This is a genomic window from Bacteroides uniformis (genome assembly GCF_025147485.1).
Classification (GTDB): domain Bacteria; phylum Bacteroidota; class Bacteroidia; order Bacteroidales; family Bacteroidaceae; genus Bacteroides; species Bacteroides uniformis.
Genome location: NZ_CP102263.1, coordinates 447,501 through 462,844, shown reverse-complemented (window position 1 = coordinate 462,844; position 15,344 = coordinate 447,501). Strand labels below are relative to the sequence as shown.

Below are 15,344 nucleotides of genomic sequence, written 5' to 3'. Positions count from 1 at the left end.
CACAAAAAAAAGAAATCTTTCGGTTATTCCTCTTATCTTTGTGACGTGAAGTTATATGATGGACAAGCTCCATCATGAATGATAAATTGCTAAATAGTAGATAACGAGATGGATAAACTTGCTTCTCTTTGGTCTTTTGTCCGCAAGCATAAATATCTGATTACGCTTGCGTTGTTTGCTGTAATTATCGGGTTCCTGGATGAGAACAGTGTTGTACGCCGTTTGGGTTACGCCCGGGAAGAAAGCCGTCTGCGCGATGAAATAGAAAAGTACCGCAAGGAATACGAGGAGAATACCGAACGGCTCAATGAGCTTGCCGTCGACTCCGGTGCCATCGAACGGATTGCCCGTGAGAAGTATCTGATGAAAAAGCCCAATGAGGATATTTATGTATTTGAAGAAGATATAGAAGAATGAAACAACTGATACCCGCCCTTTTCGCAGTAGGGGCCGTGATGCTCTTGGCAGGAGCTGCCGTTTATATCACGGGCTGGCCTCTTTCACCTTATATATATACTATCGGCGCTACGATGGTTGCTTTGGCCCAAATTAATTCTCCGTCCAAATGTAAAAGTCCCACTGTCAAACGCCTGCGCCGACAGCAAATATTCGGTGCGCTTTTGCTGGTGCTTACGGGGGCATTCATGCTCTTTACAAGGGGCAATGAATGGATTGTGTCTCTGACGATAGCCGCCATTCTTGAGCTTTACACTTCGGTACGTATTCCACAAGAGGAGGCGAAAGAAGGTTTAAGCTAAATCCGGAACATATATTCTGCATAAACAAGAGGGGCTGAACTCTTTTATAGAGCCAGCCCCTTTCTCATTTAGTTAATCTTCTGCGTTATCCGTCTATCTTTCTACCTTTTCTACTGTCAGAACTGCCGAAGAGACACCTGCCGTTACGTCAACTGTGAACCGGTAAGCGACACCGTTTTCCAGGCTTTTGCCTTCTACGAGGCCCAAGTTGCCGGCATCACGTCCGTTGGTACTGTCACCTATAAATACTAAGTCACTGGTGGTAGACAAGGCATCGTTTTTATATTCACCTCCCCAACCTTGCTGGTGGAAGAACTTGAAGTTGATGTCATCAGATTTGATTTGCTCTCCCGCTACTACTGTTACCTGATACTTCTTCGCTTCAATCTGTGACATGCAGAGACCTTTTTCTGTAGTCCAACCTACGGCATTGGTCGCTACGGAAGGTTTACCGATACCGTCACCGATAATCCAAAGGGCGCCGGTTCCGTCATCGTTCAGAGTGGCGGTGCTTGTTCCGTTCATTTTCAATACTTCCAGATAATTCAGGGCCAGGTTGGCAATGACGCGATAAGTTCCATCGATGGGCAGGAACTTCAGCGAACCGTCTTCATTCTTTTCGAAGAAGTCGGGGTCTATCCAATATTGGTCGAAGTTGGGAATGTCTGCAGTGATGTTGTCCCCTTGCTTCAGATTGAGGTCGATGCTGTAATGGTCATCATCCACCATCTCCATTTCAGAACCGTTCAGCAGTAGTTTCACGAAAGGAGCGGCTGCATAAGTCAACGTATTGAAGGAGATGGAATATTCTCCAGCTGACAGATTGGAGAAGGTAATTTCACTGGAGGTACCTTGTGTAATGGCACCGTTGCTCCATCCGAAGTTGATTTCATTCCCGTTGGCGCCTACTTTAGGAGCTTTGATGTAACCTTTCACTTTTTGTGCAAATTCACCGGTCACGCTATACTGATTGGCTGCGACTTTTTCCATGCGGTATTCTTGGTCTCCGGAAATCAGAGTTAGGTAGGGGAAGTCCGGACGACTCAGCGCCACGTCATAGCTTTTTTCTGTAATTGTGAAATTGATGTTCTGCAGAATGAACTTCAATGTAGCTGTTCCGTTGGGAATATTTGCCAGATAGGGAACATATATTTTCCCGGTATAGTCTTGACCGTTTACTTTTGTACGGATTATAGTCTCTGACACCATTTCGTCGCTGAAGTATAACCGCGCTTTTAACGTGGAAAGGGGTACATCTGCGTCCGATGCCTTGATTGTAAAAGGCAGACTGTCTCCGAACAAGGCTGAAGAAGGTTCTGCCTGAAAGTCCATTGTCGGGTTGCCGGGAACCGGATCGTCATCGCTGCAAGCATTCAGCATGGCTATGCCTGCCAATGCCATTAGATAGTATTTTAAGCTTTTCATTATAATCTTCTGTTTAAATTATTAGTTTTATTTTTTCCAACGGTAAGAAACGACTGCTTTGGCCGGAACTTCGTAGGAAAAGTAGTGTGTGCCGTCGCTTACGGTGATTCGCTTGGCATCTGCATTGTTGTTTGCCAATACGAATGCATAGGTACCGTCCGTATTCTCGAAGGCGGAGTAGGTGATTCCGTTGGCTGTGTAACCGGTCGTTCCGATACGTACAGCTCCCGGTTTCACGACTGAAGACATGTGCCCGATAAGGTAATAATGGGAATTACGGACAATTTTAGAATAGTTTGTATTGTCAATATCCACTGCACCGTAGCAGGTCTTGCAAGAACCATCTGAGGGGCTTACCGGTCCCAGGTCACTGTCTAACATCAGATTCCACACAATGGTGCCGCGGCACCAGTTGTTGGCTGTTCCCAATGCTATTTCTTCCATATCGTTAAGCAGGCGTGCTTCCAAATCGCGACCGGAGTTCCAAGTACCGATGGAGGTTTCCGTAAAAAGCAGTTCCTTGTTGGGATAGAGTTTGTGGATATTCAGCAACTCAGAACGGTTACCGCCATAATTATGGTAGGCAGCGCCCGCAATGTATTGTGAGGCTTCCGCATCATCATAAATCTTGGTAGGGTAACTTTTTTGGTCGGCCAGATTGTCGTAGTTGTAGTTATGGTCGAAAACATAAATCTTTGTAGTAACTCCGGCTTCTTTGAAGGCAGGGCCCAGGCCAGTCTTGATGAAGTCACGGGCTTCTTCCCATCCCATGAACAAGGATGCTGAGTTACCGTGGTTCAGCGGTTCGTTCTGCGGAGTCACAGCGTGGATTTTGATGCCTTCCTTTTCGAAAGCTTGTATCCATTTTACGAAATATTCGCCATACGTTCTGTAATATTCGGGGTTCAAGTGTCCGCTGGTCCATGAGTCAAAGGGTACACGTTCTTCCAGGCTTTTCACTTTCATCCACTTCGGACATGTCCAGGGAGCGGCAATCACTTTGACAGTAGGATTGATTGCTAGAATTTCCTTCAATATAGGAATTACATACTTGGTGTCTTCCATCGGAAGGGCAAAGTGCTCAAGTCCCTTTTCGTCACAGCAAGTAAATTCACTGAATGAGAAGTCGGAACAACCGATGGCAATACGTACATAGCTGAAGCCGTAGCCTTCTTTATCCGAGAATGTCTCAGTCAGAAACTTCGTGCGGTTCTCTTGTGTCATTTGCATCAGGTTGTAACTGGTAGAGCCAGTAATGGCTGCGCCAAAACCGTCCATTTCCTGATAACGGGTGGTGGGGTCGAGTGTCACGGTAGAAGGTGACATGTTGCTTCCGGTGCCGAAGGCCAGCCCGGACTTTGTCAAATCATAAGTACGACTGGTGTTCGTTACATAGAGGGTAACATCCTTTACCTCTTCCGTGGGTTGGTCTGGCTTGGGTTCCGGTGTAGGGGTGATGTTACTGTCATTGTCATTGCCGCAGGCTGCCAGTATGGTGAAGCAGCCTAATGCGGTAGTGAATATATTTCTTAAATTCATATTCAATTGATTTTTATATTACTCATTAGTATTAATAGCCCGGGTTCTGTATCAGATTTTCGTTCTGGTCGATGGCTCCTTGGGGAATAGCCAGCAGATAGGAGTTCTCATTGAACAGATTTTCTTGTGCATGGCGGCCGCTGTCTTTGGCGTAAACGGCGTTCATCACTTCTTCTACCTTATTGAGGCGGCAAAGGTCGTACCAGCGCTGTCCTTCAAAGGCAAGCTCCATGCGGCGTTCGTCCATATAAGCTTGGAGCAATGCTTCTTTACTGCTGCGGGTGCTTTGTGGAAGTTTGCCCAGTCCGGCGCGGTTGCGGATGCGGTCGATGATGTCGGCTGCACCGTTCAGGTCGGGAGTCTCTCCCATAATTTTTGCTTCGGCTTTGAGGAGCAGGATGTCGGCATATCGCAGATAGATAATGCTGTTGAACGCAGAGCGGCATTTGTACATGAAGGCATAATGGTCTGCCGGATAATAGTTGCTCCATCCGCAGTCATACCATACAACAGATTCATTGTAACGTTTCGTGTCTCCTTGCTCTTCATAGAGGCGGATAAGGTCACGGGAAGGGGTAATCCATTTGGCCCAGGTGAAACTTTCATCCCAGTTGCTCAAGTTGCGGCCGAACATCCAAGTACACCAGTTGCCGGAGCCGGGAGGAAAGTGGGCTTCGAGAATTGCCTCCTTGGTATTGCGCACCCGGCAGTCTTTTTTTTCCGTATCATACGCCCAAAGGTCACTGAAGTCTTCCACGAGGTCGAAGCCGTCGGCAGCAAGTTCATCGGCATATTTGATAACCTTTGCATAATCGCGCAGAGGTTTTTCTGCATAGACCTTGGCAAGCATGGCACGTGCCACCGATTTGGTAAGTATGCTCTTGTCTGATGTGTCGTTTGTCGGTGTGTTGGGGTTTTCCACTGCTTCAGTCAGGTCTTTCTCTATTTGGGCGTAAGCCTCTTCAGCCGTATTCTGTGGAGGAAAATAGGTCGGGTACATTTCTTCTACGTTGTCTTCGGTAATGTCACCGCCCACGGTAGTGATGACCGGGAAGTTACCCCATAAGCGTACCATATCGAACATGACCATGGCACGGAATATCTTGGCTTGTGACTGATACTTGCCGCGTTCACTTTCACTGAGTGCCTTGAGCTGGTCACAGCCCACGATGATGCGGTTGGCAACGGCAATGTCGCCTAAGAAACGGTCCCAGTCACGTTTTAGTACAGAATTAGAGCCTTCAATGGAGTTGGTTTCGTAAGGCACCACTTCGGCCCCCGTTGTTCCGGCGTAGGCATTATCGGAATGAGCGTCACCGATAAGCAGTTTGTCGACATACCAGTGCTCCTGCTGGTCACGAAATTTTTTGTGAAGGGTTACCATTGAAGTTTCCACGTCTTGCACACTGTTGAAAATAGGCTTTTCATCAGTTTTGTTCACTCCTTCCGTTACATCCGAGTAGGTGTCTACCGGATTATAGTCCAAGTCACATGAGGTTGCGGTCATTGCCAACAATACACCGCAAGCTATACTTTTATATATATGGTTTAGTTTCATAAGTTATTTCTTCCTTTTTTAGAATTCAACATTGATACCGAAAACGAATGATTTGCTCTGCGGGTAAGTTCCATAGTCGATGCCCTGTACAGAACCGCTGTTGCCATATTGGTTCACTTCAGGATCCATACCTGAATAGCTGGTCCAGGTCAGCAAATTGCTGGCGGTAAAATAAGGCTGTACGCGGCTGATACCCCATTTCTTGAACTGGCGGCAACGGATGTTGTAAGAGAGTGAAATGTCTTTGACACGCAGGTAGCTGCCGTCTTCTACAAAGTAAGTGGAGTTCTTGATGTTGAAGTTGGCTTTCGGGACATTCGTAATCTGTCCGGGAATTCTCCAGCGTTTCAATACTTCCGTTGACTGGTTTTTACCGTCATACATACCTTCGGTTTCCATACGGGACACATTGAAGATGTCGTTTCCGTAGCTTCCTTGGATGAAGATGCTCAGGCTGAGGTCTTTCCATGTAAAGGTGTTTGTCAATCCGTAGATGAAGTCGGGATTCGGGTCGCCGATATAGGTACGGTCAGAAGTGGAAATCTTGCCGTCTTCGTTAAGGTCGCGATAAATCAGGTTACCGGTTTCGGGGTCTACACCGTCGCTGATGTAGCCGTAGAAACCACCCAAAGGACGTCCGGGCTCATTGCGTACGATATTTTCTTTCACCACCTCGGCGCTGCTTGCTGCTGTATAGATTTTCTGCAATGACAGCTTGGTCAGCTTGTTCTTATTGAAAGAAATGTTGAAGTCTGTATCCCAAGAAAACTCGCCGGTCAGGTTATGGGAGTTGATGGCGAACTCGAATCCCTTGTTGGTCATCTCGCCTTCGTTACGGGTGATGCTGGTGGTTGCTGCCGCACCAGCAGGCAGACTTACATTCATCAACATGTCTGTAGTTTTCTTGTAATAGTAGTCCATGCTGAAGGTCAGTCTGTTGTTCAGTACAGTCAGGTCAAGACCGATGTTCGTCTGGTTGGTAGTTTCCCATTTCAGGTCACTTGTTCTCAGGTTGGCCTGGCTGATACCGGGAACTGCATGGTCGTTACCTTCTTCAAACCAGGGTATGCGGTTGATGTTGTAACGTTGCAGATACGAGTAATCGCCTATACCGCTTTGGTTACCGGTCTGTCCCCAGCCACCGCGGAGCTTCAAGTCATCAATCCAAGCGATGTCTTTCATGAACTTTTCCGACGAAATGCGCCATGCAGCCGAGAAGGAGGGGAAAATACCCCAGCGATGGTCGGGATGCAGCTTGGATGAACCGTCGGCACGCATGTTCATGGTAAGCATGTACTTGCTGTCATAGTTGTAGGACACACGGGCGAAATAGGAAGAGATGGCCCACTGTGAAGCTCCTGTTCCGGTACCGTCCCATGAAATTTTATTGGCAGCGTTCAGGGTCTGTATTTTATCGTCCCGGAAATGTGAGCCGTTTATCCAGCTGTTGGTATAGTCCGATTTGGTATAGGAAGAACCTGCCATTACGTCGATGCCGTGCTTCTTGATATTGGTATTGTAAGTCAATATATTATCGAAAACCAACACGGTATTCATATTCCGGTTGTCAGAGGCTGTACCGAAGCTGTTGCGTCCGTCGGTGGTCGATATTGGATCGAGGAATGTGGTGCTTACACCGTTACGGCGGTCCAGGGCTACGGATGATTTCAACTTCAGGTTGGGCAGAAAGCTGATGGTAGCGGCTCCGGATGCGATGAGGCGGTTCTCCTTGTTCTTGTTGTTTTTCTGGCGGGCCAGGTTTTCCATCGGGTTCATGATATTTACCCCGTAGAAGTTCTTATTGTATTGATTCGGCTTTTCAGGGTCCCAAATAGGAGCATAGGTCGGTGTGTTGATAACCGAGAGGACTACACCGCCACGGTTGGCACCCGTACCGGAAATGATGCCGGTGTTTCCGATATTGTCGGAGTAGGAGATATTGGCACTTACGTTCAGCCAACTGCGTATCTGGTTGTCAATGTTGGCACGGAAGCTATATCGTTTGAAGTACGTGCCTTCCAAAATGCCTTTTTCATTCAGATAACCGGCAGAGAGGAAGTATTTCATCTTTTCGTTTCCGTTAGATACGGACACCTGGTAGTTTTGGGTCTGTCCGGTTTTGTAAACTTCATCAAACCAGTCTGTCTGGTCTGTTAGACCTTCAAGGGCAGCGGGGTTGACAGCCCCGATTTCTTCCTGTAACTCACGGTATTGTTCTGTATTCAGGGCATCCATGCTCTTGGCTACTTTCGTCATACCATATTGTACGTTCAGTGCCACTTTGGCATTGCCTTCTGCTCCGGCTTTGGTCGTAATCAGTACCACACCGTTGGCTGCACGCGAACCATAGATGGCTGCCGATGAGGCATCCTTTAGGATAGAGAGACTTTCAATGTCGTTGGGAGAGAGAAAGTTGATGTTGTCCACGGGCACACCGTCCACTACGTAGAGCGGGTCGTTGCTGCCGTTGAATGAGGTGGTACCACGTACGCGGATGCTCATGCCTCCGCCCGGTTCACCGCTGGGTTGCATAACCGACACGCCGGCTGCTTTGCCTTGCAGGGCTTGGGCTGCCGATACAATGGGGCGTTGGTCCAAATCCTTTGTAGAAACCGTGGATACGGCTGTGGTTACGTCTTTACGCTTCACACTTCCATAACCGATAACTACCACTTCGTCCAGCAGTTCGTTATCTTCCTGCAATGTGATATTCATGTTGGTGGTTGCTTTTACCTCTATCGTTTTGTAGCCGATGAAGGATATTACCAGTGTGGCATTCTGTCCTACACTCAGGGAAAACTCCCCGTCCAGATTGGTAACAACACCGTTGGCGGTACCCTTTTCCAATACGGATGCGCCAATGACCTCCAGGCCTGCAGCATCTGTTACTTTACCCGTAGCTGTCAATCGTTGGGCAAATGCATTTGTTGACATTAGCAGTACGAGTAATGTCAAAAGGAGCTTGTAACTCCGCGTAAGAAGATTTCTTGTAATCATTCTCATAGTACTTTAATTGAAAGATTTAATTTATTATTAGAAAAGTATGTCCTAATAGAGATTGGTGGTTTTCCATAGTACACTTTTCTTTCTGTGCTGCAAAGATAGCGGACAACCCTATTCGTCCGATAGGCAGGTAATATGGAGAAGTAAGTCTGTGTGAAATGTAAATATCAGATATATAATAAGTTGTATTCTTGCTGATTACTGTGTAAAGTAAAGGTCGGCCACTATGGAAGGAGGTCTGTATATACTGTTTTGTCGCTTTGAGCGGTCGAAATATCTCTTAAATTTCATGTACTTTTTAGGGTGGAGGTAGTTTATGTTTAGATAGATTAATTTATCTTTGTGCTCTCAGCCTTATATAGATAATAGAAATGAAAAGAAAAATCATAGCTTTACTATTTTTGCTGATGGGGTGTACCTTTCTGAATGCGGCACCTTACAGTGAAAAGATAAAAGAACTGCTGGTGCGTCTTGATTCTCTGATTGCGCAAAAAAACACGTTTGCTATGCTTAAAGAGGCGAAGATTGCCCAGTTGCACAAGTTGCGAAAGGATGTGCGTACTTTGGAGGAGAGATATTGGCTGAATAAAAATCTTTATGATGAGTATTGTGTCTATAATGCCGATTCTGCAATGAATTATGTGGCAGGCAATTTGGACATAGTTTATAAGCAGAATGATAAATACCGGCAGATGGAGTGGAAGATAAAAAAGTCTTTTCTGTTGGCTGCCACCGGTCTGTTGAAAGAAGCCCAGGATGAGTTGGACGGAGTCTCGGGCGGTTCGCTCCCCAAAGAATTGTTAGTGGACTATTACGGACAAATGTTGTATCTGTATTCGCATTTCAATCAGTATACCGGTAGTGAAATGGGTACTTTGCATGAACATTATGCACAGTTGGAGCGTGTTTACAAGGACTCTTTGAATATGGTTCTTACCCCTGAAGACCCCTTGTTCTTGTGGTATAAAGGGCAGGTAGTACAAGGTACGGACAGTATGTATGTTTTTAAAGAACGTTTGCAGAAGGGAATTCTTAATTCTGCATTCGACACTCGGCGCGATGCCATGAATGCTTACGTGCTGGCCTGCTTTTATCGCGAGTCCGATGAGCAGGAAAATTATCTGACTTACCTGATATATTCTGCTATGGCCGATGTACGTATCTCCAATAAAGATATTGCTTCGTTGGAAGAGCTGGCGGGGGTACTTTTTAGTTTGGGTGATATTGACCATGCTTATGTCTACATGAGTTACTGCTTGCAGAATGCCTTGGCATATCGGAACCGGGTGAGGGTAGTGGGCATCTCTGCGGTGCAGGACACCATTCATCAGATCTATCAGGAACGTAATCAGAGGCAAGAAGCGCGGTTACGTATGTATTTGGTACTGGTCAGTGTCTTGTCCTTGATATCCTTGTTTGCCTTCCTATATATATACAAGCAGATGAAGCGGTTGAAGCAGTCGCGCCAACAGCTGAATGAGGCAAACAACCGCTTGAATAAGCATGTGGAAGAGCTTTCGAAAATGCACGGACAAGTGGCAGAAACGAATGTACAGCTTACTTCTTTGAATGAACAGTTGAGGGATACCAATAATCAGCTTCGTGAATCCAACTATGTGAAGGAGGAATACATAGGTTATGTCTTTTCCATTTGTTCCAATTATATCAGTAAGCTGGATGAGTATCGGAAAAATATCAATCGTAAGCTTAAGGCAAACCAGTTGGAGGATGTGAAAGCATTGACCGATACTCATTCTATGGCACAGAATGAGTTGAAAGAGTTCTATCATAACTTTGATGCTATCTTCTTGCACATTTATCCGGATTTCGTAAGTGACTTCAATGCCTTGCTCCATCCTGACGAGCAGATTGTGCTAAAAGATGGTGAGCTGCTGAATACGGAATTGCGCATTTATGCTTTGGTGCGTTTAGGTATCACTGATAGTGTGAAGATTGCCGAATTCTTGCATTATTCACCTCAGACCGTTTATAATAATCGTTTGAAAACACGTAATAAGGCTATCATTCCTCGGGAAGAGTTTGCTGCCGTTGTGCGTTCTTTGGGTAGGGCACAGAAGTGGATTTGATAAAGGCTTCTACTGATTGTCGCAGTATGGTGCGTAGATGACACCTAAGAGTTAGGAAAAAAACTGCGATGTACTACCTTGTTTTTCTCTAAAAACTAATCTTTCCACAGCAATGTTCTTTTCTTACCACAGCTGTGGAAAGAAAGAAACGCGGGTGTGGTAAGAAAGAAACATATCTGTGGTGAGAAAAGTTGTTCAGTAGTTCTCGTTTAGTATCCGGGCTTTCCGGATGTAGCCTTTCGCAGGTTTATTGTCAGTTCTCTTTGGGCTCCTCAAGCGTGGTGCCGGCCGTTCAGTGGTCTATGTCAAGGGGTGAACTTAGTATATTCCGATGCGCGCGCGTATATATATAATGTGTCCCCTTCCTTCCTGCCTTTCTTTCCCTTTAAAAAACATGCTTTAAAACATATCTATCAATCAGCTAGTTATGAAAAAGTTCACGTAAACCCTCAAAAAAAGCTTGTATATATTTTGCAGATGTCCGTAAAAGCCCTACTTTTGCATCCGCTTTCGGGAACGAAGGCGGCGATGTTTTGACATTCTGACAGTAAAACGGAGCGGTAAGCTTCCATTTTTCTCTTCTTTGCCATAGGTTTCTTTCGGAACTTCGGCCTTGGAAAAGAAAAATGAAAAAAAACTTCCGAAACATTTGGAAGTTATGCTTTAAAGTCCTTACCTTTGCACCCGCTTTTGAAAACGAAAGCAGCGCGAGTTGACATTCTTTTTAAAGAAACGGTGCCTGGTCCTTCTTCCTTTTTCTTTTTGCCTCCCTTTCGACAAGAGAGACGACGAGGAAAGAGAAAAAAAGAAAAAATGAAAAAAACTTCCGAAAATATTTGGAAGATATGCTTTAAAGTTCTTACCTTTGCATCCGCTTTCTGAAAAGAACAGCAATCGTGAAACAAGCGATCTTTGAACAGATTTACATAAACAATACAAGTAGTACAAGAGCAGGTGCTTCGCAAATTAATAATTGGAAACTAATGATTAAGGCGCGTCGTACCTGGGTAAAACAAAAGAACCGTCAATACTTATTTTATATAGATAGGTAAAGATAGACTTTTTGAATTCGAGCGTCCTGAACAGATAATTAAGCTGTCGCACTTTAATTTTTAATATGCGCAGTCAAGATACTTTTACAATGAAGAGTTTGATCCTGGCTCAGGATGAACGCTAGCTACAGGCTTAACACATGCAAGTCGAGGGGCAGCATGAACTTAGCTTGCTAAGTTTGATGGCGACCGGCGCACGGGTGAGTAACACGTATCCAACCTGCCGATGACTCGGGGATAGCCTTTCGAAAGAAAGATTAATACCCGATGGCATAGTTCTTCCGCATGGTAGAACTATTAAAGAATTTCGGTCATCGATGGGGATGCGTTCCATTAGGTTGTTGGCGGGGTAACGGCCCACCAAGCCTTCGATGGATAGGGGTTCTGAGAGGAAGGTCCCCCACATTGGAACTGAGACACGGTCCAAACTCCTACGGGAGGCAGCAGTGAGGAATATTGGTCAATGGACGAGAGTCTGAACCAGCCAAGTAGCGTGAAGGATGACTGCCCTATGGGTTGTAAACTTCTTTTATACGGGAATAAAGTGAGGCACGTGTGCCTTTTTGTATGTACCGTATGAATAAGGATCGGCTAACTCCGTGCCAGCAGCCGCGGTAATACGGAGGATCCGAGCGTTATCCGGATTTATTGGGTTTAAAGGGAGCGTAGGCGGACGCTTAAGTCAGTTGTGAAAGTTTGCGGCTCAACCGTAAAATTGCAGTTGATACTGGGTGTCTTGAGTACAGTAGAGGCAGGCGGAATTCGTGGTGTAGCGGTGAAATGCTTAGATATCACGAAGAACTCCGATTGCGAAGGCAGCTTGCTGGACTGTAACTGACGCTGATGCTCGAAAGTGTGGGTATCAAACAGGATTAGATACCCTGGTAGTCCACACAGTAAACGATGAATACTCGCTGTTTGCGATATACAGTAAGCGGCCAAGCGAAAGCGTTAAGTATTCCACCTGGGGAGTACGCCGGCAACGGTGAAACTCAAAGGAATTGACGGGGGCCCGCACAAGCGGAGGAACATGTGGTTTAATTCGATGATACGCGAGGAACCTTACCCGGGCTTGAATTGCAACTGAATGATGTGGAGACATGTCAGCCGCAAGGCAGTTGTGAAGGTGCTGCATGGTTGTCGTCAGCTCGTGCCGTGAGGTGTCGGCTTAAGTGCCATAACGAGCGCAACCCTTATCGATAGTTACCATCAGGTTATGCTGGGGACTCTGTCGAGACTGCCGTCGTAAGATGTGAGGAAGGTGGGGATGACGTCAAATCAGCACGGCCCTTACGTCCGGGGCTACACACGTGTTACAATGGGGGGTACAGAAGGCAGCTACACGGCGACGTGATGCTAATCCCTAAAGCCTCTCTCAGTTCGGATTGGAGTCTGCAACCCGACTCCATGAAGCTGGATTCGCTAGTAATCGCGCATCAGCCACGGCGCGGTGAATACGTTCCCGGGCCTTGTACACACCGCCCGTCAAGCCATGAAAGCCGGGGGTACCTGAAGTGCGTAACCGCAAGGAGCGCCCTAGGGTAAAACTGGTGATTGGGGCTAAGTCGTAACAAGGTAGCCGTACCGGAAGGTGCGGCTGGAACACCTCCTTTCTGGAGTGACGTCTCGACTCGATCGTTGGTTCTTGAAGTTATGCTTCCATAAGAACCTCTTGTACTGCGCGTACTTGTTTATTAAAATATACGAGAAAAGTAGAAGCCGAGCCGTAAGGCGAGGGTTTGACTGACAGTCCTATAGCTCAGTTGGTTAGAGCGCTACACTGATAATGTAGAGGTCGGCAGTTCAACTCTGCCTGGGACTACTTCAAAGTTGAAAACTGAAAATTGAGAAATGAAAATCGGGAACTCTCCGGATTTTCCACTTTCCACTTTCCGTTTTCCACTTATAAGAAGGGGGATTAGCTCAGCTGGCTAGAGCACCTGCTTTGCACGCAGGGGGTCAACGGTTCGAATCCGTTATTCTCCACTCCGTTTTGATTATTGTTTTATAATTGAAACACCGTTCTTTGACATGATGTGACCAAAAAAAAGTAAAGTTAAAAGCTGAAAGTATATATCGACCATACGTGATCGGTAAGACAAAAAGTAAGTAAGGGCACATGGCGGATGCCTTGGCTCTCGGAGGCGATGAAGGACGTGATAAGCTGCGATAAGCTGCGGGTAGGTGCAAATGACCTTTGATCCGCGGATTTCCGAATGGGACAACCCGGTACTTTGAAGAAGTATCATCCTGCATTGCAGGAGGCTAACGCAGGGAACTGAAACATCTTAGTACCTGCAGGAAAAGAAAATAAACAATGATTCCCCCAGTAGTGGCGAGCGAACGGGGAATAGCCCAAACCATCCATGTTACGGCATGGGTGGGGTTGTAGGACCACGCCGTGGCAAGAAAGTTGGTGAGCAGAATGTTCTGGAAAGTACAGCCATAGAGCATGAGAGCTGCGTATGCGAAGCCAAGCGAAGCCTAGTGGTATCCTGAGTAGCGCGGAGCACGAGGAATTCTGCGTGAATCTGCCGGGACCATCCGGTAAGGCTAAATACTCCCGAGAGACCGATAGTGAACCAGTACTGTGAAGGAAAGGTGAAAAGCACTTCGAACAGAAGAGTGAAATAGTTCCTGAAACCATGTGCCTACAAGCGGTCGGAGCACCTTCTGGTGTGACGGCGTGCCTTTTGCATAATGAACCTACGAGTTACTTTTTCCGGCGAGGTTAAGGATTTCAGATCTGCAGCCGAAGCGAAAGCGAGTCTGAACAGGGCGTATAGTCGGAAGGAGTAGACGCGAAACCAAGTGATCTACCCTTGGGCAGGTTGAAGGATGGGTAACACCATCTGGAGGACCGAACCAATAAGCGTTGAAAAGCTTCTGGATGACCTGAGGGTGGGGGTGAAAGGCTAATCAAACTTGGAGATAGCTCGTACTCCCCGAAATGCATTTAGGTGCAGCCTTGACTTATACTGGCATGAGGTAGAGCGACTGATAAGATGCGAGGGCTTCACCGCCTATCAAGTCTTGACAAACTCCGAATGCGTGTCAGTTCTATGTCAGGAGTGAGGGCATGGGTGCTAAGGTCCATGTCCTAAAGGAGAACAATCCGGACCAACAGCTAAGGTCCCGAAATGAATACTAAGTTGAACTAACGAAGTCAGATTGCTAAGACAGCTAGGATGTTGGCTTGGAAGCAGCCATTCATTTAAAGAGTGCGTAACAGCTCACTAGTCGAGGAGTTTGGCGTGGATAATAATCGGGCATAAGTATTCTACCGAAGCTTTGGGATGAGAAATCATCGGTAGGGGAGCATTCCACTCGGCGTCGAAGGTGAAGCGCGAGCTTTGCTGGAGCGTGTGGAAAAGCAAATGTAGGTATAAGTAACGATAAAGGGGGTGGGAAACCCCCTCGCCGAAAGACTAAGGTTTCCTGATCAACGCTAATCGGATCAGGGTAAGTCGGGTCCTAAGGCTCAGCCGAACGGCGAGGCCGATGGCAGAACCGGTTAATATTCCGGTACTACCTGTGGGAGTGACGTGGAGACGGAGTCGTGACAGCGCCGCGGACTGACGGAATAGTCCGTTGAAGGGTGTAGATGCTGATTGTTCCAGGCAAATCCGGAGCAAGAGTCGAACCTGATAGTATGGAGCGTTCTTAGAACAATCCAATAGTGCGTGTAATCATACTTCCAAGAAAATCCGCTAAACTTAATCCTGCAGGTACCCGTACCGCAAACGGACACACGTAGTCGGGTTGAATATACTAAGGCGCTTGAGTGATTCACGGTTAAGGAACTAGGCAAACTGACCCTGTAACTTCGGGATAAAGGGTCCTCGCTTAACGGCGAGGCGCAGAGAATAGGTCCAGGCAACTGTTTAACAAAAACACAGGGCTGTGCAAAATTGAAAGATGA

7 protein-coding genes, 2 tRNA genes and 2 rRNA genes (1 of these 11 only partly in view) are annotated in these 15,344 nt (G+C 46.6%); 7 read left to right on the top strand and 4 right to left on the bottom strand.

What is annotated here, in order from left to right:
• Positions 1-108 precede the first annotated feature (108 nt).
• Both NQ510_RS01870 and NQ510_RS01865 read left to right on the top strand, forming a co-directional pair.
• Positions 109-417: an FtsB family cell division protein gene (locus NQ510_RS01870; protein ID WP_005824736.1), complete on the top strand. Its 309-nt coding sequence runs from the start codon at positions 109-111 to the stop codon at positions 415-417.
• On the top strand, positions 414-758 hold the full coding sequence (locus NQ510_RS01865; RefSeq protein WP_005824737.1) for a hypothetical protein: 345 nt from the start codon (positions 414-416) through the stop codon (positions 756-758). The genes NQ510_RS01870 and NQ510_RS01865 overlap by 4 nt, the downstream gene beginning before the upstream one ends.
• 93 nt (positions 759-851) lie before the next feature.
• Here NQ510_RS01865 and NQ510_RS01860 read toward each other — a convergent pair whose 3' ends face one another.
• Genes NQ510_RS01860 through NQ510_RS01845 form a run of 4 tightly spaced genes read right to left on the bottom strand, consistent with a single transcriptional unit; the run spans position 852 to position 8,214 of the window.
• Positions 852-2,183, bottom strand: a complete 1,332-nt coding sequence (locus NQ510_RS01860) for a DUF5125 domain-containing protein (protein WP_005824739.1) — start codon at positions 2,181-2,183, stop codon at positions 852-854.
• 27 nt (positions 2,184-2,210) lie between these two features.
• A complete protein-coding gene (locus NQ510_RS01855) occupies positions 2,211-3,722 on the bottom strand; it encodes a glycoside hydrolase family 30 protein (protein ID WP_005824741.1) in 1,512 nt (503 codons plus the stop codon).
• Between the two features lie 31 nt (positions 3,723-3,753).
• Entirely contained in the window at positions 3,754-5,280 is a 1,527-nt protein-coding gene (locus NQ510_RS01850; RefSeq protein ID WP_005824743.1) for a RagB/SusD family nutrient uptake outer membrane protein, read from the bottom strand.
• Positions 5,281-5,298: 18 nt separating this feature from the next.
• The gene (locus tag NQ510_RS01845) at positions 5,299-8,214 is read right to left on the bottom strand and encodes a SusC/RagA family TonB-linked outer membrane protein (RefSeq protein ID WP_369738703.1); all 2,916 of its coding nucleotides are present in this window, start codon (positions 8,212-8,214) and stop codon (positions 5,299-5,301) included.
• 440 nt (positions 8,215-8,654) lie between these two features.
• Here NQ510_RS01845 and NQ510_RS01840 point away from each other — a divergent pair, with 440 nt between their 5' ends.
• From NQ510_RS01840 to NQ510_RS01820, 5 genes are all read left to right on the top strand, one after another.
• On the top strand, positions 8,655-10,370 hold the full coding sequence (locus tag NQ510_RS01840; protein ID WP_005824747.1) for a DUF6377 domain-containing protein: 1,716 nt from the start codon (positions 8,655-8,657) through the stop codon (positions 10,368-10,370).
• 1,138 nt (positions 10,371-11,508) lie between these two features.
• Positions 11,509-13,035: ribosomal RNA gene (locus NQ510_RS01835) — 16S ribosomal RNA — on the top strand.
• Between the two features lie 135 nt (positions 13,036-13,170).
• Positions 13,171-13,244: transfer RNA gene (locus NQ510_RS01830), tRNA-Ile, on the top strand.
• 90 nt (positions 13,245-13,334) lie between these two features.
• A tRNA-Ala gene (locus NQ510_RS01825) sits at positions 13,335-13,408 on the top strand.
• A 113-nt stretch (positions 13,409-13,521) separates the two neighbouring features.
• Positions 13,522-15,344, top strand: a 23S ribosomal RNA gene (locus tag NQ510_RS01820); it runs 1,057 nt beyond the window's last position.
• Together the 16S and 23S rRNA genes with 2 tRNA genes alongside form the textbook arrangement of a ribosomal RNA operon.